We start from the raw sequence: 22,855 nt of genomic DNA, 5'->3' as shown, positions 1-22,855 counted from the left end.
CCTCAAGCCAGATTGACAACGGCGGACTCGCGAGCCCCCTGCTGTGCCGAATGTTGAAACCAGGCGAGTTGCCCGTGCAAATTGACCACTTCTCCGATCACCAGCAGTGCCGGAGTGGGTGCCGAGGCGGCCAGCGCCTCGAGGTGTTCTAAGGTACCGGTCAGCACCTGTTGATCCTGACGCGTGCCGCGACTGATGACCGCCACCGGCGTAGACGGTGCGCGGCCATGCTGAATCAGCGCCTCGCTGATCAGCGCAGCCTTTACCGTACCCATATAGATCGCCAGCGTCTGACGTGCTCGCGCCAGCGATGGCCAGTCAATATCGTCACCATCCGGGCGACAGTGACCGGTAATAAACATCACGCTCTGGGCATAATCGCGGTGGGTCAGCGGAATACCGGCGTAGGCAGTGGCACCGGCGGCGGCAGTAACGCCCGGCACCACCTGAAATGGGATACCCGCCTGTTGCGCCGCCTGCAGCTCTTCGCCGCCGCGGCCAAAGATAAAGGGATCACCGCCCTTGAGGCGCACCACCCGCTTGCCCTGCAATGCCAGCTTAACCAGCATCTGATTGGTCTCTTCCTGCGGTACCGAATGTGCTCCGGCCCGTTTGCCGACGCAGATGCGATCGGCGTCGCGACGCACCAGCTCCAGCACTTCGTCACTGACCAGATGGTCATACAGCACCACATCGGCCAGCTGCATCACCTGCAGACCGCGCAGCGTCAGCAGACCGCTGTCGCCCGGGCCCGCGCCCACCAGAATGATTTCACCCTGACGGGTCGGTTCATCAAGTAACTCACGATCCAGCGTGCGTTTCGCCTCATCCACATTGCCGGCCGACATCTGACTGGCAAACAGGCCGTTGAACGCCCGCTCCCAGAAACGGCGACGGTCAGACATGCGCTGATAACGCTGTTTAACCTTGTCACGCCACTGTCCGGCCACCTCAGCCATCTGGCCCAGGTTAGCGGGCAGCAGCGCCTCCAGCTTTTCACGCAGCATCCGCGCCAGCACCGGCGCAGTACCGCTGGAAGAGATCGCCACCACCAGCGGTGAACGGTCAACAATCGACGGGAAGATAAAGCTACATTTCGGCTGATCGTCCACCACGTTCACCAGCTTCTGACGCGCGTTAGCCGCCTCGAACACGTCAGCATTGAGGGCGTTGTCATCGGTGGCGGCAATTACCAGAAAAACGCCGTCCAGCTGGGCAGGATCAAACCCGGTCGCCAGCCACTCCAGTTGCTGCGTCTCCAGCAGCGCCTGCAGTTCAGGGCAGAGTTCGCGCGCGGCAATCTGCACGCGCGCACGTGCGCGGCGCAGCAGTTCAATTTTTCGCGCTGCGATATCTCCACCGCCGACAACCAGAACCGGGCGACCAGAGAGATCGGCAAAAAGGGGCAGATAGTCCACGTTAACCTTAGTGTTGTAACTTTGCGTTAACGCGACTATACGTCGCTGAGTTTATCCAGATGAAATTACGAATTGGAATGAGTAGTTACCGAATGGAATAACGACTCCGCTAAGTACAGAACAATTTGATCTTAACGACGAAGAATTAAGGGTTTATCCGTGACCACTCTCACAGATTATCCCATGACGGGCGCGGAAAAATAGGGCCTTCCGGCAGCAAAACCAGATTACAGCCAGACAAGCTGGCATATCCTGCCCCTGCCGTCCCTGATTCTGTTCAGCGTGCGCCGGAGCAAAAAGGCTATAATGTCGCCCGGCATGACCGGCCCGGTGGGTTATGCCGGACCGGTATCTGAAAAATGAAAAAAGGACGCACTATGTTTTTTTCCCTCCGATTGAGGGCAGCGGCGACGTTCATTGGCGCGCTACTTTCCCCGCTGGCGCTTGCCAGCCAGCCTGGCCATTTTGCCGAGCAGCAGGTTCGTCACATCGCCACCTGGTTCCCTGGCCGGATGAGCGGTAGCCCGGCCGAACTGATGGCGGCCGACTATCTGCAGCAGCAATTTTCCGCGCTCGGGTTTAAGACCAATACCCGGCAGTTCAACACCGGCTATAACTGGCAGGAAAATGACGGAAAATTACGCTGGCATAAGCTGACGGCGACCTCAGTGATTGCTGCCCGCGCCGGCAGTGAACCGCAGGAGATTCTGATTGTGGCGCATCTGGATACCTGGGCACCGCACAATAGCAGTCAGGTAAACCAGAACCTCGGTGGTTTGCGTCTGCAGGGGGTGGATGATAACGCCTCCGGTCTCGGCGTGATGCTGGAGTTGGCACAACAGCTGAGCCAGCAACCGCTGCACTACGGCGTGCGCTTCGTGGCGCTCAGCGCCGGTGAGGCGGAGATGCACGGCATGGACGATTATGTCGAGCGCATGAGCGCCAGAGAGAAGAAAAACACCCTGCTGGTGATCGATCTCAACAGCCTGATCGCCGGCGATCATCTCTACTTCAACAGTGGAATGAACACTCCGCGTGCGGTGCGTAAACAGACCAGCGAGCGCGCCTTGCTGCTGGCACGCCAGCACGGCATTTCTGCCGCCAGCCATCAGTTAACCCGCCAGGACTTTCCCGGCCTGAACGCCTTTGATAAAGCTGGCTTTCCGCTGCTGGATGTCACGGCCAGCAACTGGACGCTGGGTAACAAAGATGGCGCTCAGCAGCGTCATCGCAGCCGTCATTTTCCCGACGGCATCATCCGCCATCAGACCGATCGCGATAACCTGAACTATCTGGACCGCTGGATGCCAGGCCGGATTACCGCCCGTACCCGCGACAGCGTCAACGTTCTGCTGCCGCTGCTAAGTGAACTCACCAATCCCAAAGTCTGAGGATCTGCTATGTATGTTGTCTCTCTCGATTATTTTCGCCCGATGGAAGAGGTAGAAGCGCTGCTGGCCGCGCACATTGCGTGGCTGGATCGTTATTTTGAGGCAGGAGCAGTGATCGCGGCGGGACGTAAAGATCCGCGGACCGGCGGGTTACTGCTGGTGAAGGAGATGCCGCGCGAGCAGCTGGATGCGCTGCTGGCAGAAGATCCCTTTGTTGCGGTGGCGCACTACGCGGTGACCCGAGTGAACGTCACGCGGGCCGCTGAAGAATTTGCTGGCTTAAAAGGTCAGTGAATAACCGGCTTCTCTGTGAAAGCGCAGAGAAGCCGGAAACCGCACCGTTATCCTTCGTGCAGACCGCACTCGCGCTTCAGGCCGAAAAAGCGGGTCTCTTCTTCTGCCATGCCTGGCTCCCACTTACGGGTGGTGTGGGTATCGCCCACTGAGAGATAGCCTTCATCCCACAGCGGATGGTATTTCAGATTATGCTGCTGCAGATACTGATGAATCTGCCGATTATCCCAGTCGATGATCGGCAGCACTTTAAACACGCCACGCTGCACGCCGAGCACCGGCAGATTGGCCCGGCTGCCGGACTGATCGCGGCGCAGGCCGGCAAACCAGGTCTGCGCACCCAGCGTTTCCAGCGCGCGATTCATCGGTTCCACTTTATTGATGTCGTTGTATTTCTCAATCCCCTCGACGCCCTGCTCCCACAGCTTGCCGTAGCGCGCTTCCTGCCAGGCCGGTGAGGTCTCGGCGCGAAACACCCTGAGGTTAAGATTGAGCTGATCCGCCAGTTCATCAATAAAGCGATAGGTTTCCGGGAACAGGTAGCCGGTATCGGTGAGGATCACCGGAATATCGGGCTGCTGACGCGTCACCAGATGCAGCGACACCGCCGCCTGAATGCCGAAGCTGGAAGAGAGCACATAGGCGCCCGGCAAATTTTCCAGTGCCCAGCTCACCCGCGCTTCCGCTGACGATTTCTCCAGCTGCGCATTGGTGGCCGCCAGCGCCATTGCGCGCTGGACTTTGGACATCTCATTCAGTGCTGCGAGGTCAATCTGACTCATTTTGCCTCCTCCCAGAAATCACGCGCCGGGTCCAGCACAGGCGCAACGATGCCCGCGCGGATCACAAAGTCACCAAAGCCTTCAGCGGCATGGCGCTCTCTGGCCCAGCGTCCCACCAGTTCATCAATGGTGGCGAGAATTTCGTTTTCATTAATGTTTTCACGGTACATCCGCGGGATGCGCGTGCCGATGCGATTACCGCCGAGATGCAGGTTGTAACGGCCTGGCGCTTTACCCACCAGCCCCAGTTCAGCCAGCATGGCACGGCCACAGCCGTTGGGACAACCGGTAACGCGTAACACTATGTGCTCATCACCGACGCCGTGGCTGTGCATGATCGCTTCGACTTTGGTCACGAACGCTGGCAGGAAGCGTTCCGCCTCAGCCATCGCCAGTGGGCAGGTCGGGAATGCCACGCAGGCCATCGAGTTTTCACGCTGCGCCGAAACGTTTTCCATCAGCCCATGCTCACGGGCGATCGCTTCAATCTTTGCCTTCTCGCTTTCCGGCACGCCCGCCACAATCAGGTTCTGGTTGGCGGTCAGACGGAAATCGCCCTGGTGGATTTTAGCAATCTCAGCCACACCGCTTTTCAGCGGACGGCCAGGATAGTCCAGCAGGCGGCCATTCTCGATAAACAGCGTCAGGTGCCATTTATTGTCGATGCCTTTGATCCAGCCAATCCGATCGCCGCGGGTGGTAAATTCGTACGGACGGATCGGTTCAAAGGTGACACCCGCCCGTTTCTCGACTTCCGCTTTAAACGTCTCTACGCCGACGCGTTCCAGGGTGTATTTGGTTTTGGCATTCTTACGATCGGTACGGTTACCCCAGTCACGCTGGGTGGTCACCACGGCTTCGGCCACGTCGAGGATCTTCTCCAGCGGGAAATAGCCGAACTCACTGGCGGTACGGGCGTAAGTGGCTTTGTTACCGTGCTCAATCGACAGTCCACCACCGACCAGCAGGTTAAAGCCCACCAGTTTGCCCTTTTCGGCCACGGCGATGAAGTTGAGATCGTTGGCGTGCAGATCCACATCGTTATGCGGCGGGATCACCACGGTAGTTTTAAATTTACGCGGCAGATAGGTCTCGCCAAGGATTGGCTCTTCGTCGGTGGTCGCGACTTTCTCCTGATCCCACCAGATTTCGGCATAGGCGCGGGTCCGCGGCAGCAGGTGCTCAGAGAGTTTTTTTGCCCACTCGTACGCTTCCTGATGCAGTTCCGACTCAACCGGGTTAGAGGTACAGAGCACGTTACGGTTAACATCGTTGGCGGTGGCCAGCGCATCCAGTCCGACTTCATGCAGCATCTGGTGCGTCGGTTTAACGTTCTTTTTCAGAATGCCGTGAAACTGAAAGGTCTGACGGTTGGTCAGACGAATGCTGCCATAAATAGTTTTATCGGTGGCAAATTTGTCGATGGCCAGCCACTGGGTCGGGGTAATAATACCGCCCGGCAGTCGGCAGCGCAGCATCATGGCATGACGCGGCTCCAGTTTCTGCTCAGCACGCTCGGCACGAATATCGCGGTCATCCTGCTGGTACATACCGTGGAAACGGATCAGCAGGAAGTTGTCACCGGTAAAGCCGCCAGTCAGGCCCTCTTCCAGATCTTCACGAATGGTGCCGCGCAGATAGTTACTCTGCTTCTTCAGGCGCTCAGCATCGGCTAATTTGCCTTCTACAACCAGCGGTCCAGGGTGTTTTTCGCTCATTAGTAAACGTCTCGCTGATAACGGCGCTCAATGCGCAGCTCACTTAAAAATTCGTCGGCCGCTTCACGATCCATTCCGCCGTGCTCGACCACCACATCCAGTAATGCCTGCTCAACGTCCTTTGCCATGCGATTCGCATCGCCGCAGACGTAAAGGTGCGCGCCTTCCTGCAGCCAGCGCCACACTTCCGCTCCGTTAGCGCGGATCTTATCCTGTACGTATACCTTCTCTGCCTGATCGCGTGACCAGGCCAGATCGATTCGGGTCAGCAGCCCCTCTTTCACATATTTCTGCCACTCCACCTGATAGAGGAAATCATCGGTAAAGTGCGGATTGCCGAAGAACAGCCAGTTTTTGCCGCTGGCACCGTCGTTTTCGCGCTGCTGCATGAAGGCGCGGAACGGCGCGATACCGGTACCCGGTCCAATCATGATCACCGGTGCGTCCGGGTTAGCCGGCAGGCGGAAGTTATCGTTGTGCTCGATAAACACCCGTACTTCGCCCTCTTCTTCCACCCGATCGGCCAGCCAGGTAGAGGCGCCGCCGCCACGCTGACGACCTTCAATATCAAAACGTACTGCACTCACGGTGATATGCACTTCAGTATCGGTTTCCGCCTGCGACGATGCGATTGAGTAGAGCCGTGGCGTCAGCGGACGCAGCAATGTAGTCAGTTGCTCTGCGCTGAGCTCCGCCGGGGCCAGACGAATCATGTCGACAATCGGATAACGCTGCGCATATTGTTGCAGCCGGGCTTTGTCATCCACCAGCGCCAGCAGCTCAGCATCACGCGACAGCTGAGCATACTGCGCGACGATCTGCGCCGTATTGACCGTCAGCTCAAAATGTTTTTGCAATGCTTCGGCCAGCGGCAGCGTTGCGCCCTGCACCTGCACCGGCTCATCGCCTTTCAGCCAGACCAGCTCCAGCAGCTCGCTGACCAGCGCGCTATCGTTTTCATACCAGAGACCCAACGCATCACCTGGCTGGTAGCGCAGGCCTGACTCGCCAAGATCGATCTCAATGTGGCGGACATCTTTATCAGAGTCGCGACCGGTAATTTTTTGATTTACCGCCAGCGTGGCGCTGAGTGGCGCCTCTTTGGTATAGGGGCTGGTGGTGACTTCATTCACGCTGCCTGCCGCAGTGGCGGCAGCCTGGGCGGGGGATTCGGTCGGCACGCGCTGCTTTAAAATCTCTGTCAGCGCGCTGCGCCACGCCGTCGCCTGATCGGCATACTCGACGTCGGCATCGACCCGATCCAGCAGTCGCTCCGCGCCCAGCTCCGCCAGCCGGCTGTCAAAATCCTTGCCCGCTTTGCTGAAAAACTCATAAGAGCTGTCGCCGAGACCAAACACCGCAAACGCGGTACCGGTCATCTTCGGGGCCTTTTTTGACAGCAGGAATTTATGCAGCGCCACCGCCTCTTCCGGCGGATCGCCTTCACCCTGGGTGGATGTCACCACCACCAGCAGCTTTTCCTGACCGATTTGCTTGAACTTGTAATCTCCGGCATTCACCAGATTTACATTCAGTCTGGCTGCCTGCAGGTCATCGCGCAACTGCTCAGCCAGGCGACGGGCATTGCCGGTCTGCGAAGCCGACAGCAGCGTAACTGACGGTGCTTCGGCAGCAGCGATGGGCGTCGGAGCGCTGGCGACCGCGCTACCCGGGGTCTGTTCTACCCTGCCCCAGAAATAACCTGACAGCCACGCCAGTTGGGTGGGGGAATAATCGGTCGTCGCCGCCTGTAAGCGGGCGAGTTGTTCCGGGGAGAGCGGAAGCAGTGAACCTGGTGCCTGAGTCGTCATCGCGTTAAAAATTCCAGTATCAGAAGTCCGGACCGTAAAATGGCGGAAGAGTGCGTAGGTTACCGGCCCGTATATTAACGATTAAATACACCTTCGACATATCAAATAACCAAAATGACTAAATGGTTTTCCTGGTAGAATTAATCGGCAAAAGTGGTAAGTAAAGCGGCTATATATCAGTTAATTAGCTGGGTAAAACCCGGCAGGCGGGACGTTTCATAAGGGCATTGTGTGATCCAGGTGCGAAAAAAACAGTTTTCAGGTAGTATTCAGCGGTTTTTTCCTGTCTGAGAACCACTATGTCTACCACTTTATTTAAAGAGTTCCAGTTCGAAGCCGCGCACCATTTACCTAATGTGCCGGCCGGACACAAATGCGGTCGTCTGCACGGTCATTCGTTTCTGGTCCGTCTGGAAATTACCGGCGAAGTGGACGCGCATACCGGCTGGGTGATGGATTTCGCTGAATTGAAAGCGGCGTTTAAGCGATCTACGATCGTCTTGACCACTACTATCTCAATGAGATCCCCGGGCTGGAAAACCCGACCAGCGAAGTGCTGGCAAAATGGATTTGGGATCAGATGAAGCCTCACCTGCCGCTGCTCAGCGCGGTGATGATCAAAGAGACCTGTACTGCGGGCTGCGTCTACCGCGGTTAATGCTGTCGGATCGAACTCTTCGATCCGGCGCTGCTGTTCTTCTGAACCCCCGACGCTATCAATCCCCCTGCGGACCGCACCCCTGCCCGGCCACCCCATGAATGAGGTGCCGCTGCGTATCGTCCGCTTCTGTCAGGCGATATTGAGATACTTGTGAGTCTGCATCGACAGACGCCAGTTACGCGCAATGCAGATCTCGATACAGAGTCGGGTTGCCTCATCTTTGCGGCTGATCGGCTGTAAGGCGATGATGCGGGCCTTATCGTCATCAAGACCGGCCAGCAGTTCATCCAGCGCCTCAACATCACGCATACGCGCCACCGGGTGCTTGATCTCATCCGCGCGGACCAGCGCCTGCGGCAGCACGTCATAGCCGCCACGCATATTCACTTTGGGTGAAACCGTCACCCAGGTCTGCTCGGAACAGCGAATGTCATGGGTGCCGCTGGTCTCAATCTGGCACTGAAAACCGTGCTGCTCCAGCGCCGTGGTTAACGGACGCAGATCGTAGATTGCCGGTTCGCCGCCGGTGATCACCACATGGCGCGCGGTCCAGCCCTGCTGCTGGATGGCATTAAGTAAGGTGGCCGCATCGGCATCGCCCCAGGCGTCACTCTCTACCGTTTTAATTAAAATATCGCCCAGCGACGTTTCCCGATCCGCCCGCTTCTCCCAGGTATGTTTGGTATCACACCAGCTACAGCCCACCGGACATCCCTGTAAGCGGATGAAAATGGCGGGTACGCCGGTATAAAAACCTTCGCCCTGCAGCGTCTGGAACATTTCGTTAATCGGGTATTGCATTACGGACTCGCTTGAAAAAAACAGGGCGCTGATTATGGCAGATTTGCCGCACAGCTCAACCACGCGTTGTGCCTTTTCTCCGCGCCGGACAAAAGCCAAAACGTCACAAAAGAGGGACATCAGACGGCTAACAGGTTCAAACGTGGATGGCCAGGACCGAAGAGCAAAGCGCCCCGCGCTTAGGACAAAAACGCCGGGAGCGTTTTTGAACAACGCAAAGCGTTGGCCGGTAACGGGCGCACCTCAGGGATGAGGTGCGTAATCGCGCGGGCCGAGCCAGCAGGGATGCCGCTTTTGCCTCTTTGCGATCGGGCCTTGCCATCCCCGTCTGCACACCGCCACCAACAAAAAGCCCCGCACAAGGCGGGGCTTTCAGATTATGCGATGTCGCTTTACGCGACATCTGCACAGGTCATTACTGACCTTTCACTTCTTTCAGGCCGTTGAATGGCGCTTTTGAACCCAGCGCTTCTTCGATACGAATCAGCTGGTTGTACTTCGCCACACGGTCAGAACGGCTCATTGAACCGGTTTTGATCTGGCCCGCTGCAGTCCCTACCGCCAGGTCAGCGATGGTTGCATCTTCGGTTTCGCCTGAACGGTGAGAGATCACGGCAGTGTAACCCGCGTCTTTCGCCATTTTGATCGCTGCCAGGGTTTCGGTCAGAGAACCGATCTGGTTGAATTTGATCAGAATGGAGTTAGCGATACCTTTGTCGATACCTTCTTTCAGGATTTTGGTGTTGGTCACGAACAGGTCGTCACCCACCAGCTGGATTTTGTCGCCCAGGACTTTGGTCTGGTAAGCAAAGCCATCCCAGTCAGATTCGTCCAGGCCATCTTCGATAGAAACGATCGGATACTGTTTGGTCAGATCTTCCAGGAAGTGGGTGAACTCTTCTGAAGTGAACGCTTTACCGCCTTCACCGGCCAGCACGTATTTGCCATCTTTGTAGAACTCAGAGGCCGCACAGTCCATCGCCAGCGTAATGTCTTTGCCCAGCTCGTAGCCCGCTGCTTTTACTGCTTCAGCGATAACGGCCAGCGCTTCGGCGTTAGAACCCAGGTTTGGCGCATAGCCACCTTCGTCACCGACTGCGGTGCTCATGCCTTTGCTTTTCAGCACTTTTGCCAGGTTGTGGAACACTTCTGAACCCATACGGATCGCTTCTTTCACGCTTGAAGCGCCAACCGGCTGAATCATGAATTCCTGGATATCAACGTTGTTATCGGCATGTTCGCCACCGTTGATGATGTTCATCATTGGCAGTGGCATAGAGTATTTGCCTGGGGTGCCGTTCAGTTCAGCGATGTGCTCATACAGCGGCTGACCTTTAGAGGCTGCAGCTGCTTTCGCCGCCGCCAGTGAGACGGCCAGAATGGCGTTCGCACCGAAGTTGGATTTGTTCTCAGTACCGTCCAGGTCGATCATGATTTTATCGATGTTCGCCTGATCTTTCGCGTCTTTGCCTTTTACCGCTTCAGCAATCGGGCCGTTTACCGCAGCAACCGCTTTGGTCACGCCTTTGCCCAGGAAACGAGATTTGTCACCGTCACGCAGTTCCAGTGCTTCGCGAGAACCGGTAGAAGCCCCTGATGGCGCTGCTGCCAGACCAACGAAACCGCCTTCCAGATGCACTTCTGCTTCAACAGTCGGGTTACCACGTGAGTCGATAATTTCGCGACCGATGACTTTTACGATTTTGGACATTACGTTTTTCCTCAGTACAAGTTAGTCAATCCTAAGACAAACAACGCGCGAAAAGTTCGCGCGCTGCTCGTGAATCTTACTTCGCTAAACGCTTCTGATGCTCATGTGCCGCTTTCACAAAGCCGGCAAACAACGGATGGCCATCACGAGGGGTCGAGGTAAACTCCGGGTGGAACTGGCAGGCCACAAACCACGGATGGTTCGGGATTTCAATAATCTCAACCAGTTGATCATCACCAGAACGACCCGCTACGCGCAGACCGGCTGCTTCAATTGGCTTCAGCAGCATGTTGTTGACTTCATAACGGTGGCGATGGCGCTCAACGATGGTGTCAGAACCGTACAGCTGGCGGACCTGGCTGCCCGGCGTTAACTGACACTGCTGGCTGCCCAGACGCATGGTGCCGCCCAGATCGCTCTGCTCGCTGCGAACTTCCACGTTGCCGTCTTCGTCACGCCATTCGGTAATCAATGCCACTACCGGATATTTACAGTCTGGCACAAATTCGGTGGAGTTGGCGCCTTCCATCCCGGCGACGTTACGGGCGAACTCCATCAGTGCCACCTGCATACCAAGACAGATGCCAAGATACGGCACGTTGTTTTCACGTGCGTACTGCGCGGTCATCAGCTTGCCTTCGACGCCACGGTAACCGAAGCCACCCGGAATCAGAATCGCATCCAAATCTTTCAGTAATTCGACACCGCGTGATTCGACATCCTGCGAGTCGATCAGTTTGATGTTTACGGTGACGCGATTTTTCAGGCCACCGTGCTTCAGCGCTTCAATCACTGATTTGTAGGCATCCGGCAATTCAACGTATTTGCCGACCATCCCGATGGTGACTTCACCCCCCGGATTGGCTTCTTCGTAAATCACCTGTTCCCACTCGGCCAGATTGGCTTCCGGCGCATTCAGGTTGAAGCGTTTGCAGATATAGTCATCCAGGCCCTGCGACTTCAGCATGCCAGGAATCTTGTAAATGGAATCCACATCTTTCAGTGAAATAACTGCTTTCTCCGGCACGTTACAGAACAGCGCGATTTTGGCGCGTTCGTTGGCCGGCACAGCGCGGTCAGAACGGCAGATCAGCACGTCTGGCTGAATACCGATAGAGAGCAGCTCTTTGACCGAGTGCTGGGTCGGTTTAGTTTTCACTTCACCGGCAGCGGCCATATACGGCACCAGCGTCAGGTGCATATACATGGTGTGCTCACGACCCACATCTACTGCCATCTGACGAATCGCTTCAAGGAACGGCAGGGATTCGATATCGCCGACCGTGCCGCCGATTTCAACCAGTACCACATCGTGGCCTTCGCCGCCTTCAATAATGCGCTCTTTGATAGCGTTGGTGATGTGCGGGATCACCTGGATGGTAGCACCCAGATAGTCGCCGCGGCGCTCTTTGCGCAGCACATCGGAGTAAATACGGCCGGTGGTGAAGTTGTTACGACGCGACATTTTGGTGCGAATGAAGCGCTCGTAGTGACCCAAATCGAGATCGGTTTCAGCCCCATCATCAGTGACGAAAACTTCACCGTGCTGAGTCGGGCTCATGGTGCCCGGATCCACGTTGATATACGGGTCCAGCTTCATGATGGTCACATTAAGACCACGGGCTTCGAGAATGGCTGCGAGGGAGGCTGCGGCAATGCCTTTACCCAGAGAGGATACGACCCCGCCGGTCACAAAAATATAATTCGTTGTCATGCTGAACCTGAGAGTTTAGGTTTAAAGACGGTGGAATAACCAGGACGGGAAAACAGTATACTGGAAACCGCTATCAGCCACAATTGATGAATCACCGCCATCCTCCAACGCATTGCTGCGGCTAACATAGCGGATAGCCGTTAATGAAATGTTGATGTACGTCACAAAGTTGTCGCCGCGCTGAATCGTGTAAGCGCAATCGGCGATTTTATGCACAGCGCTGGAATAATCAGCATTTCTCGGCGCTTTTTACCTGCTGCCAGGCCGCTTCCATCTGTTCCAGCGTAGCGCCAGGCAGGCTCAGCCCCTGTGCGGCGATAATCGCCTCGACCTGGCGGAAGCGGCGCTCAAACTTATCGTTGGCCTTTTGCAGCGCGGTTTCCGCTTTGCTGCCGAGATGGCGCGACAGGTTGACCGTAGCGAACAGCAGGTCACCGATCTCCTCTTCCAGCTTATCGCCGTCTACCACGCTTTGCTGCGCCTCGTGCATCACTTCATCGATCTCTTCATGCACTTTTGCCACCACCGGTCCTAGTGTGGTCCAGTCGAAACCGACGTTGTGGCAACGCTTCTGGATTTTATGGGCGCGCATTAGCGCCGGCAGCGCTTTGGGAATGTCGTCCAGCGCCGAATGCTGGGCCTTCTCTGCCCGTTCAGCGGTCTTGATCGCTTCCCAGTTTTTCAGCACCTCGCGGCTGGTTTCCGCGCTGGCGTCAGCAAAAATATGCGGGTGACGGCGCTCCAGCTTGTCGCTGATGGCGTGGCAGATATCCTCAAAGGTAAAGCGATCCTGCTCGCTGGCCATCTGGGCATAAAACACCACCTGGAACAGCAGATCGCCCAGTTCGCCGCGCAGATCGTCGAAATCTTCCCGCTGGATAGCGTCCAGCACTTCGTAGGTCTCTTCCAGCGTATACGGGGCGATGGTGGCGAAGGTCTGCTCACGATCCCACGGGCAGCCGTGTTGCGGATCGCGCAGGGTTTTCATAATGCCAAGCAGGCGATCAATGGCGTTCATTCAGGAAATCCTTTGCGGTTGGTCTTGAGGTGGCACATCAATAGCGCCGTTGGTGCGGCGCGCCTGCCCGGCGATTCACATCAGCGGCGAATCCCGGACAGACGGCCAGAGGTATCAGTGTAAACGGCGGGCGTCGATGATATCAGAGACCTGATTCAGCCGTGCCAGTACCCGTCCCAGCACCTGATGATTATAAATTTCGATATCCATGTCGATGGTTGCCAGCTGCTTTTTAGTATCGCTGCGGCTCGACACGCCCAATACATTGACCTTTTCATTGGCGAGGATGGTGGTAATGTCCCGCAGCAATCCGCTGCGATCGTTAGCCGTCACCCGTACCACCAGCGAATAACCGCTGGAGTAACTTTCGCCCCATACCGCGTCAACAATGCGCTCCGGCGCATGGGAGATCAGCTCCGCCAGCTGGTCGCAGTCGGCACGGTGAATCGAAATGCCGCGCCCTTGGGTGATGAAGCCGACGATATCATCACCCGGAATCGGCTGGCAGCAGCGCGCAATGTGATGCATCAGGTTGCCCACACCTTCCACCACTACGCGTCCGCTCTCTTTACGTGACGGCGGGGTGTAAGATTTCTGGGTCAGCTGGCGCAGCGCTTCGCGATCTTCCTCTTCGGCGCTCGGCTTGTTGAGCTTCGCCTGCAGGAAGTTAACCATCTGATTGAGGCGGATATCGCCACCGCCAATCGCCGCCAGTAACTCCTCCAGTGAGGTGACGTTATAGCGCGGCAGCAGCAACTTCTCCGCTTCACGCAGGCTGATATCCAGCTGGTTCAGTTCATTATCCAGGATCTGTCGTCCGGCGATGATGTTCTTATCGCGATCCTGCTTACGGAACCAGTTGTGAATCTTTGAGCGGCCACGGCTGGTAGTGATGTAACCGAGGTTGGGATTGAGCCAGTCACGGCTCGGGTTCGGCTGTTTCTGGGTGATCACTTCAACCTGATCGCCCATCTGAAGCTGGTAGGTAAACGGCACAATGCGGCCGCCGATTTTGGCGCCGATACAGCGGTGACCGATATCACTGTGAATGTGGTAAGCGAAGTCGAGCGGCGTTGAGCCGGCTGGCAGATCCACCACATCGCCTTTTGGTGTAAAGACGTAGACCCGGTCGTCAAATACCTGACTGCGCACCTCTTCCAGCAGTTCACCGGAGTCCGCCATCTCTTCCTGCCAGCTGATCAGCTTACGCAGCCAGGCGATACGCTCTTCGTGCCCCGCCGCGCCGCGGGCGCTGCTGGAGGTCGGGCCTTCTTTGTATTTCCAGTGCGCTGCCACGCCCAGTTCGGCATCTTCATGCATCTGGCGGGTACGGATCTGGATCTCAACCGTTTTGCCCTGCGGGCCTAACACCACGGTGTGAATCGACTGGTAACCATTGGGCTTGGGATTCGCCACATAGTCATCGAACTCGCTGGGCAGATGACGATAGAGCGTGTGTACCGTGCCCAGCGCGCCATAACAATCCTGTAAGCGTTCGGCCACGATGCGCACCGCCCGCACGTCGAACAGCTCATCAAACGCCAGCGACTTCTTCTGCATCTTGCGCCAGATGCTGTAGATGTGTTTAGGCCGGCCATAGACTTCGGCGCGTACGCCCTCTTTCGCCATCTCTTTGCGCAGGTTGCTGACGAAGTTGTCGATGTACTGTTCACGGTCAATGCGCCGCTCATGCAGTAATTTGGCAATGCGTTTGTATTCATCGGGATGGAGATAGCGGAAGCAGTAATCTTCCAGCTCCCACTTCAGCTGACCAATGCCGAGCCGGTTGGCGAGGGGGGCATAGATGTTGGTGCTCTCTTTGGCGGCCAGTACCCGCTCATCTTCCGGCGCGTCTTTCATTTCGCGCAGGTTCATGATGCGCTCGGCCAGTTTGAGCACCACGCAGCGGAAATCTTCCACCATCGCCAGCAGCATCCGGCGAACGTTATCCACCTGCTCGGAAGCCATCGAATCATTGTGAATCGCTTTCAGCTGACGGATCGCATCCATATCGCGCACGCCATGCACCAGCGAAACAATGCCTTTGCCGATGGTTTTTTCCAGATCCTCTTCGCTCACCACTTCGTCGTTAGCCAGCGGGAAGATCAGCGCCGCACACAGGCTTTCGATATCCATACTGAGCATCGAGAGGATTTCGACCATCTCGATGCCGCGCCACAGCAGCAGCGATTGATCGGGATGGCCCTGGGTTTGCGCTTCACAGTAGCGCCAGGTTTCGGCGACGCGTTGACATGATTGCGGGTTAGCAATACCGAGACTGGCGATCCACTGGTCGAGGGCAAATTCCCCCTCAGTATTTAAATGCGCACTTCTGACCGCAACCATATCCTCTCCTGCACAGCGACTTAGCCCATCGCTTCTGTTTTCTTGAACAGCACCATGGATTCGAGATGACGGGTATGTGGGAACATATCCAGCATCGCGACCCTTTCCAATTGGTAGCCCGCCGACAGCAATGTCTGGCTGTCGCGCGCGAGTGTGGTGGGATTACACGAAACATAGACCACGCGTTCGGGTGCAAGTTTTACCACATGCGCCATCACACCTGCAGCCCCGGCACGGGCCGGATCGAGTAATACCTTGTTAAATCCCTGTGCCGCCCACGGCTGGCGCGACACCTCTTCCTCCAGGTTATGCTGGAAAAAGCGGACATTTTTAAGATTATTCAGTTCAGCATTATACGCTGCCTGCCTCACTAATGCTGCAATGCCCTCCACACCAACCACATTTTGTACGAAGATTCCGATAGGAAGTGTGAAGTTTCCCATACCGCAAAACAGGTCCAGCACCTGGTCTTCCGGCTGCAGATCGAGCCAGTCAATCGCCTGTGCCACCATTTGCTGGTTCACTGCATCGTTAACCTGAATAAAATCCTGTGGACTGAAGGTTAGCTTAAGTTGATGCGAGTGATAGAACGGCGTTGCTGCGGTTAACGGCGTTAATTTCTCATCACCCGCATCCAGAAACAGCATCAGCTGATGCTTATGCGAAAACTGTTCCAGCTTTTCACGATCGTCAGCCTGCAGCGCATCAAGATGGCGCAGTATCATCAGCGGACCGTTGTCCGCCTGCACCAGTTCAACATGACCGAGACGCCTGACGGCGTGTAATCCGCTCAGACAGTGGCGTAGCGGGATAATTAACGCCTCAAGTTCGGGCATCAAAATGGGGCACTGCTGGATATCGACCAGATCGTTGCTCGCTTCCTGACGGAAACCCATCTGCAGGCGCTGCTGCTTATTCTGCCACTGCAGCCCCAGCCGGGCACGGCGGCGATAGCCCCAGGGTTCACCGGCAATCACCTCATCGACCGCCACCGGCTGCTGTGCCGCCTGACTCAGCATCCGGCTCAGCGCCTGGGCTTTACTCTGTTGTTGCAGTGCCACCTCCACATGCTGCTGCTGGCAGCCGCCGCAACGCTCAAAATGGGGACAGCGCGGCGTGACGCGTGCCGGACTGCGGTTTAACAGCCGCGTCACTTTCGCTCGGGCAAATTGCCGTTTATCCTCTGTCAGCATAATTTCGGCCTGTTCACCAGGCAGCGCACCGCTGACAAAAATGGTTTTACCTTTATGACGCGCCACCCCCTGACCGAACGGGTCCAGCTCGTCGATGGTAACGGTAATACGTTGTTGCGGGGTGGTGCGCTGTTTTGCCGCGTAAAATTGCGCCATAGTATGGTTAATTCTCTTTCTCTGAAACGATGTGCACAGGTTCGTCGACGGATGCACAGGGACGTTAATGCCGGAGTAGCCAGGCGACTATTATGACCAAATACAGCCTGCGGGCGCGAATGATGATTTTAATTCTGGCACCCACCCTGATGGTTGGCCTGCTGCTCAGCTCATTTTTTGTGGTGCATCGCTACAACGAACTGCAGCGGCAGGTAATGGATGCCGGCGCCAATATTATTGAACCGCTGGCGATCTCCAGCGAATACAGCATGACCTGGCATAACCGCGATGCGATGCGTGAGCTGGTCAGCCTGCTGCATCGCCGTCACTCCGGCATCGTCCGGGCGATTTCGGTGTTCGACAACCATAACCAGCTCTATGTCACCTCCAATGACAAACAAAACCTGAGTCTGCTGCAACAGGATGATATCCGCGCCCTGCCCGATGATGTCTCAATGGAACGGCACGGCAGCGTACTGATTCTGCGTACCCCGATTACCACTGAACGTTATGACATCGATGAACTGCCGGATGCAGATGCCAAACCGGCCGGTAATCCACTCGGCTATGTCGCCATCGAACTCGATCTGCAATCGGTACGGCTGCAGCAGTACAAAGAGGTGTTTGTCGCTACGCTGATGCTGCTGTTTTGCCTCTGTATTGCGATGCTGTTCGCCTATCGCCTGATGCGCGACGTCACCGGCCCGATCCGCAACATGGTCACCACCGTGGACCGGATTCGTCGCGGACAGCTCGACAGCCGGGTTGAGGGTTACATGCTGGGCGAACTGAGCATTCTGAAAAATGGCATTAATGCGATGGCGATGTCGCTCACCGCCTATCACGAAGAGATGCAGCACAATATCGACCAGGCCACTTATGATCTGCGTGAGACGCTGGAACAGCTGGAGATCCAGAACGTCGAGCTGGACCTGGCAAAAAAACGGGCACAGGAAGCGGCCCGCATTAAGTCAGAGTTTTTAGCCAATATGTCGCATGAACTGCGTACTCCGCTTAACGGCGTGCTGGGCTTTAGCCGACAAATGCTCAAGACCCAGCTGCGCGCCACCCAGCGTGATTACATGCAGACCATCGAACGCTCGGCCAACAATCTGCTCAGCATTATCAACGACGTGCTCGACTTCTCTAAGCTGGAAGCGGGCAAGCTGATGCTGGAAGCGATTCCCTTCCCGCTGCGCGCCACGCTGGATGAAACCCTGGTGCTGCTGGCACCGTCGGCCCATGACAAAGGTCTGGAGCTGACGGTGGTGTGCGACAGCAGCGTGCCGGATAACGTGATTGGCGATGCGCTGCGGCTGCAGCAGATCCTGATTAACCTGATTGGCAATGCGATTAAATTTACCGAAAAGGGCACCATTGGCCTGCGCGTCGGACAGCGGGTGATCACCCATACCCGGGTCGAGCTGGAGATTCAGGTCGAGGATACCGGCATCGGCATCTCGGAGCAGCAGCAGACCCAACTGTTCCAGGCGTTTCGTCAGGCTGACGCCAGCATTTCACGCCGCCACGGCGGCACCGGGCTGGGGCTGGTGATCACCCAGAAGCTGGTAAGGGAGATGGGCGGCGAAATCACCTTCAGCAGCCGGCCGGATCACGGCTCGACCTTTGTGATTCGGGTACAGCTGGATCTCAATCCGAATGCGCCAGGTATGCCGCGGGTGCTGGAGGCGCTGTCGCATACACGTATCGCCTATGTGGAAGCCGATCCTGCTGTCGCCCGGGCGGCGCTGGAGATGTTAAGCGCGACGCCGCTACAGATCGATTACAGCGAGACGCTGGAAGGATTAAGCGAGACGCACTATCCGCTGCTGTTGATGGCAATGCCGGTCACCGTCAGCCAGCATCAGTTACTGGATGAAAGCCAGATTAACGCGCTATTGGATCGGGCCGATCATGTTCTGATAGCACTCCCCAGCCCGATGATGCTGCTGGCCGATGAGCTGAAGGTCCGTGGCATTGATGGCTGTATCGCTAAACCGGTCTCCCTGACCCGCCTGCTGCCAATGCTGGTTGATTTGCACACCCGCCAGATCAGCGAAATGCCGCTGTCGCCACGCTTGCCGTTGACCGTGATGGCGGTGGATGACAATCCGGCCAATCTCAAGCTAATCGGGGCCTTACTGGAGGAGCAGGTGCAGCGCATCGTGCTGTGTAACAGCGCCGAACACGCGATTCGCGAAGCCCGCCAGCAGGCGCTGGACGTGATTCTGATGGATATTCAGATGCCGGACATTGATGGTATTCGCGCCAGCGAAATCATCCGCAGCCTGCCGCACCATGCCAGCACGCCGATCGTCGCCGTTACCGCCCATGCGATTGATGGCGAGCGGGAACAACTGATTAAGGCGGGGATGAATGATTATCTGGCGAAGCGATTGATGAAAGCAAATTAAGCCAGCTGCTGGCACGCTACACCCGGCCGCCCGCTGCGACCGTGCCGGAACTGTCCCACATACTGCCAACGCTCGACTGGCAGCTGGCGCTGCGACAGGCGGCAAACAAGCCGGATCTGGCGCGCGATCTGCTGCGGATGCTGCTGGAGTTTTTACCTGAAGTCCACGCAAAGATGGCGCAGTCTATGACCAGCAATGAGGTCAGTGCGCTGCGTGAGATCATTCATAAACTGCACGGTAGCGCCAGCTACAGCGGTGTGCCGCGCATGAAGCAGCTTTGTCATCAGCTGGAGCGCGAACTGCACCACGCCAGCGATATTGCTGCACTGGAACCTGAACTGCTGGAATTGCAGGATGAGATGGAGAACGTTGCCAGAGAAGCCCGGCGGGTGCTGGGCATCGGGTAGCCACCGCCTGCGGTGGCGGTGGCGGTGGCGGTGGCCAGTATCGTGGCCTGCAGGGCGGCCGCCGCGTGCTCCTTCATCAATCTTAGCGACGCAGGTCATGGCCGCCCTGTCGCGCCAGCGGGTTAGCGGAAACCGGCCAGCTTCAGCGTAGCCGCAACGTTACGTGCGGTCAGCTGAACGTTATTACCGGCGCTGGCCAGCGCATCTTCCAGCGAACAGATGCTGTAGAGCACGCTGAACACCGCATCCAGACCGTGCTGATGCACCACGCCGACATCTGCCGTCAGGCTGCCGGCAATGCCAATCACCGGTTTATTAAAGCGCTTTGCCACGCTGGCCACGCCAATCGGCACCTTGCCATTAATACTCTGACTGTCGATGCGCCCTTCACCGGTAATCACCAGATCGGCATCCTTTACCTGCTCAGCCAGCCCCAGCGCTTCGGTGACAATCTCAATCCCGCGGCGCAAATCGGCCTGACAAAATGCGTGCAGCGCAGCGCCCATGCCGCCTGCCGCACCGCCGCCGGGAATATGCAGCACATCCATATCGAGATCGCGCTGAATAATCGCTGCGTAGTGAGTCAGTGCCTGATCGAGCTGCTCCACCAGCGCCGGCGTCGCACCTTTTTGCGGGCCAAAAATCGCCGATGCGCCCTCTTTACCAGTCAGCGGATTGGTCACATCACACGCCACCTCGATGCGGCACTCTGCAATGCGGCTATCCAGCTGGCTGATATCAATGCTGGCGAGATCGGGCAGCGCGCCGCCGCCATAACCGATTTCACTGCCCTGCGCGTCCAGCAGTCGGGCACCCAGCGCCTGCATCATGCCCGCACCGCCGTCGTTGGTGGCACTGCCACCGATGCCGATAATGATATGATCAACACCCTTATCCAGCGCGCTCTTAATCAGTTCGCCGGTGCCGAAGGAGGTAGTCACCAGCGGATCGCGTTGCGCAGCAGGCACCCGTTCAAGGCCGCTGGCCGCCGCCATTTCGATGTAGGCGGTGCGTTCATCACCCGACAAACCATAAAACGCGTCGACCTGCGCGCCAAGCGGCCCGGTAACCTTCAACCTGACGATTTTTCCTTTCGTCGCCGCCACCATCGCTTCTACCGTGCCTTCGCCACCGTCGGCGACCGGTATTTTCAGGTAGTGTGCATCGGGAAAGATTTCACGGAAACCCGCTTCAATCGCCGATGCCACCTCCAGGGCGGATAAACTCTCTTTATATGAATCCGGTGCGATTACGATTTTCATAGGCAATCCGAGCGCTGTTAAATGATTGAAATGCTCTGAAACCAGTCCGGCATCCGCAGATACCGGCACCGGGTTTTAGCGGGCGATTTCAACCTTCGCTAACTTCTCATAATAGCAGGCAAGTGCACTGTGGTCGGCGGAGCCCTGACCATCATTACGCAGCGCCTGCATCATCTCCATTACCGCCGCCGTCAGCGGCAGATGCGCGCCAATGCCGTGTGAGGTATCCAGCGCATTCGCCAGATCCTTGATATGTAAATCGATACGGAAGCCTGGCTTAAAGTTGCGATCCATCACCATCGGCGCTTTGGCATCCAGCACAGTACTGCCGGCCAGGCCGCCCCGGATCGCCTGATAAACCAGATCCGGGTTCACGCCCGCTTTGGTTGCCAGCGATAACGCCTCGGACATTGCGGCAATGTTCAGCGCCACAATTACCTGGTTTGCCAGTTTGGTGACGTTGCCCGCGCCGATGTCGCCGGTATGGACTACCGAGCCCGCCATCGCTTTCATGATGTCGTAGCAGTGATCAAATACCGCCTTATCGCCGCCCACCATCACCGACAGCGTGCCTTCAATCGCTTTGGGCTCGCCACCACTGACCGGCGCATCCAGCATTTTGATCTGCTTTGCCGCCAGCGCATCGTGAATCTCGCGGCTGGCCAGTGGCGCAATGGAACTCATGTCGATCACAATCAGGCCCGGCTTCGCCCCGGCGATAATGCCCTGTTCGCCGAGACAGGCCTCTTTAACCTGTGGCGAGTTAGGCACCATGGTGATCACCACGTCACACTGCTCCGCCACTTCTTTCGGTGATTTCGCAACGGTCGCGCCCAGCTCAACCAGTTCCGCTTCGTTCTCTGAATGATGGTCACGCACCACCAGTGAATAACCGGCTTTCACCAGGTTTTTACTCATGGGTTTGCCCATGATGCCGAGGCCGATAAATCCAATTTTCATTGCGTTTCCCCTTGATTGATTAACGCTTAAATTTGTCGCAAAGCGCCTGTGTGGCGTTGCGGAACACACCGAGATCGCTGCCGACCGCCACGAAGGTCGCGCCCCATTCCAGATAGCGGCGTGCATCTGCTTCTACCGGTGCCAGAATGCCGCTCGGTTTGCCTGCGGCTTTAGCGCGTTCAAAGATATGTTTAATAACCTTCAGCACTTCCGGGTGCGCCGGCTGGCCGAGATAGCCGAGCGCGGCGGAGAGATCGCCTGGCCCCACGAAGATGCCATCAACGCCTTCAACCGCGGCAATGGCGCCAATGTTGTCCACCGCCTGCTGGGTTTCGATCTGCACCAGCACTGTAATGTTGTCGTTGATGCTGCTGTTGTAATCTGGCAGGGTGCCGTACATGTTGCTGCGATGAGAGACCGACACGCCACGAATGCCAGCGGGTGGATAGCGGGTGGAGGCCACTGCGCGCAGCGCTTCCTCTTCAGTCTCAACAAATGGCACCAGGAAGTTACTGAAACCGATATCAAGCAGGCGCTTGATGATCACCGGCTCATTGCAGGGCGGACGCACCACCGGTGCGCTGTGGCTGCCCTTCAGCGCCATCAGCTGCGGCACAAAGGTGGTGATGTCGTTTGGCGCGTGTTCACCATCCAGAACCAGCCAGTCAAAACCGGCCAGCCCTAAAATCTCAGTGGAGATCGGGCTGGCCAGCGCACACCAGCTACCAATCAGGGTTTCACCCGCTAATAAACGACGACGAAATCCATTTGGCCAGGCTGCATTACTCATGGTTAACT

The 22,855-nt window shown here is 56.9% G+C and carries 15 protein-coding genes and 2 pseudogenes; 4 read left to right on the top strand and 13 right to left on the bottom strand.

Translation table 11 applies throughout. From position 1 onward, the window contains the following. Positions 1 to 2: 2 nt before the first annotated feature. Complete coding sequence (gene cysG / locus HA41_RS11160) at positions 3 to 1,418, bottom strand: siroheme synthase CysG (RefSeq protein ID WP_094120856.1); 1,416 nt, start codon at positions 1,416 to 1,418, stop codon at positions 3 to 5. Between the two features lie 377 nt (positions 1,419 to 1,795). On the opposite strand from cysG, the gene HA41_RS11155 reads away from it, so the two are divergent. Beyond that, a complete protein-coding gene (locus HA41_RS11155; RefSeq protein ID WP_094120855.1) occupies positions 1,796 to 2,809 on the top strand; it encodes an aminopeptidase in 1,014 nt (337 codons plus the stop codon). 9 nt (positions 2,810 to 2,818) lie between these two features. After that, positions 2,819 to 3,103, top strand: coding sequence for a YciI family protein (locus HA41_RS11150; RefSeq protein WP_094120854.1), 285 nt, complete (start codon positions 2,819 to 2,821; stop codon positions 3,101 to 3,103). Positions 3,104 to 3,150: 47 nt separating this feature from the next. Here HA41_RS11150 and HA41_RS11145 read toward each other — a convergent pair whose 3' ends face one another. The 3 genes from HA41_RS11145 to cysJ are packed head-to-tail and all read right to left on the bottom strand — an operon-like array spanning position 3,151 to position 7,414. Beyond that, positions 3,151 to 3,885 (bottom strand): phosphoadenylyl-sulfate reductase, encoded by a 735-nt coding sequence (locus HA41_RS11145; protein ID WP_094120853.1) that lies wholly within the window; start codon positions 3,883 to 3,885, stop codon positions 3,151 to 3,153. Further along, positions 3,882 to 5,603, bottom strand: coding sequence for an assimilatory sulfite reductase (NADPH) hemoprotein subunit (gene cysI / locus HA41_RS11140; RefSeq protein WP_094120852.1), 1,722 nt, complete (start codon positions 5,601 to 5,603; stop codon positions 3,882 to 3,884). The genes HA41_RS11145 and cysI overlap by 4 nt, the downstream gene beginning before the upstream one ends. After that, on the bottom strand, positions 5,603 to 7,414 hold the full coding sequence (gene cysJ, locus HA41_RS11135) for an NADPH-dependent assimilatory sulfite reductase flavoprotein subunit (protein WP_094120851.1): 1,812 nt from the start codon (positions 7,412 to 7,414) through the stop codon (positions 5,603 to 5,605). The genes cysI and cysJ overlap by 1 nt, the downstream gene beginning before the upstream one ends. Before the next feature lie 299 nt (positions 7,415 to 7,713). Between cysJ and queD the strand changes: the two are divergent. Continuing rightward, a pseudogene (queD, locus tag HA41_RS11130) lies at positions 7,714 to 8,072 on the top strand (6-carboxytetrahydropterin synthase QueD). A gap of 132 nt (positions 8,073 to 8,204) precedes the next feature. On the opposite strand, the gene queE reads toward queD, so the two are convergent. The 6 genes from queE to rlmD all read right to left on the bottom strand — a co-directional run bounded on the left by queE (position 8,205) and on the right by rlmD (position 17,014). Then, complete coding sequence (gene queE / locus HA41_RS11125; protein ID WP_094120868.1) at positions 8,205 to 8,876, bottom strand: 7-carboxy-7-deazaguanine synthase QueE; 672 nt, start codon at positions 8,874 to 8,876, stop codon at positions 8,205 to 8,207. A gap of 415 nt (positions 8,877 to 9,291) precedes the next feature. Continuing rightward, on the bottom strand, positions 9,292 to 10,587 hold the full coding sequence (eno, locus tag HA41_RS11120; protein ID WP_094120850.1) for a phosphopyruvate hydratase: 1,296 nt from the start codon (positions 10,585 to 10,587) through the stop codon (positions 9,292 to 9,294). A 76-nt stretch (positions 10,588 to 10,663) separates the two neighbouring features. Then, a complete protein-coding gene (pyrG, locus tag HA41_RS11115; protein ID WP_094120849.1) occupies positions 10,664 to 12,301 on the bottom strand; it encodes a glutamine hydrolyzing CTP synthase in 1,638 nt (545 codons plus the stop codon). Between the two features lie 229 nt (positions 12,302 to 12,530). Then, on the bottom strand, positions 12,531 to 13,319 hold the full coding sequence (gene mazG, locus HA41_RS11110; protein WP_094120848.1) for a nucleoside triphosphate pyrophosphohydrolase: 789 nt from the start codon (positions 13,317 to 13,319) through the stop codon (positions 12,531 to 12,533). A 114-nt stretch (positions 13,320 to 13,433) separates the two neighbouring features. Next, positions 13,434 to 15,665: a GTP diphosphokinase gene (relA, locus tag HA41_RS11105; protein WP_094120847.1), complete on the bottom strand. Its 2,232-nt coding sequence runs from the start codon at positions 15,663 to 15,665 to the stop codon at positions 13,434 to 13,436. Positions 15,666 to 15,685: 20 nt separating this feature from the next. Further along, the gene (gene rlmD, locus HA41_RS11100; RefSeq protein ID WP_094120846.1) at positions 15,686 to 17,014 is read right to left on the bottom strand and encodes a 23S rRNA (uracil(1939)-C(5))-methyltransferase RlmD; all 1,329 of its coding nucleotides are present in this window, start codon (positions 17,012 to 17,014) and stop codon (positions 15,686 to 15,688) included. A gap of 92 nt (positions 17,015 to 17,106) precedes the next feature. On the opposite strand from rlmD, the pseudogene barA reads away from it, so the two are divergent. After that, positions 17,107 to 19,835, top strand: a pseudogene (gene barA, locus HA41_RS11095) (two-component sensor histidine kinase BarA). A 122-nt stretch (positions 19,836 to 19,957) separates the two neighbouring features. On the opposite strand, the gene HA41_RS11090 reads toward barA, so the two are convergent. The 3 genes from HA41_RS11090 to garL form a co-directional block, all read right to left on the bottom strand. After that, on the bottom strand, positions 19,958 to 21,097 hold the full coding sequence (locus tag HA41_RS11090; protein ID WP_094120845.1) for a glycerate kinase: 1,140 nt from the start codon (positions 21,095 to 21,097) through the stop codon (positions 19,958 to 19,960). 75 nt (positions 21,098 to 21,172) lie between these two features. Next, positions 21,173 to 22,057 (bottom strand): 2-hydroxy-3-oxopropionate reductase, encoded by an 885-nt coding sequence (garR, locus tag HA41_RS11085; RefSeq protein WP_094120844.1) that lies wholly within the window; start codon positions 22,055 to 22,057, stop codon positions 21,173 to 21,175. A gap of 19 nt (positions 22,058 to 22,076) precedes the next feature. Beyond that, a complete protein-coding gene (gene garL, locus HA41_RS11080; protein ID WP_094120843.1) occupies positions 22,077 to 22,847 on the bottom strand; it encodes a 2-dehydro-3-deoxyglucarate aldolase in 771 nt (256 codons plus the stop codon). Positions 22,848 to 22,855 lie beyond the last annotated feature (8 nt).

Origin of the sequence: Pantoea conspicua, from assembly GCF_002095315.1 — a bacterium.
GTDB lineage: Bacteria > Pseudomonadota > Gammaproteobacteria > Enterobacterales > Enterobacteriaceae > Pantoea > Pantoea conspicua.
Note: the sequence above shows the minus strand (reverse complement) of the source record. Positions and strands in the feature narration are given on the sequence as shown.